This window comes from Aeromicrobium phragmitis, assembly GCF_003674095.1.
Lineage (GTDB): Bacteria > Actinomycetota > Actinomycetes > Propionibacteriales > Nocardioidaceae > Aeromicrobium > Aeromicrobium phragmitis.
This window is the reverse complement of the sequence record NZ_RDBF01000272.1, coordinates 1-303: the sequence shown is the minus strand read 5'-3', so window position 1 is coordinate 303 and position 303 is coordinate 1. Positions and strand designations below refer to the sequence as shown.

Below are 303 nucleotides of genomic sequence, written 5' to 3'. Positions count from 1 at the left end.
CCACGAGAAACGCATGGAGCGCGAAGTACGCATCCGCACGGCCCCGACGTCATGACGGTGTTCAACCGGCTGGCCTGGCAGAACGGGACCTTGCTGGACGAGCGCGAGAGGCCGGGTTCGATCGCGGAGCGGCGCGCTCAACTCGACCGTGCTCATATTGGACCCCTCCACGCCTGGGCAACCTCGGTGGCCGAGCGCACCGGCGAGAAGGTGCCAGCCTTCGACCCGCGATCGGGAGGCATTCAGGCGCAGGTGTTGTTTCTGCTGCAGGACCCGTCGGCAGTCGCGGACGGCTCGGGGTTC

At 67.7% G+C, this 303-nt stretch carries 1 protein-coding gene; it reads left to right on the top strand.

All coding sequences use genetic code 11. The features are described 5' to 3' along the window. Positions 1-51 precede the first annotated feature (51 nt). Positions 52-303: hypothetical protein (locus tag D9V41_RS17305; RefSeq protein WP_208006950.1), on the top strand; the 252-nt coding region annotated here is incomplete at its 3' end.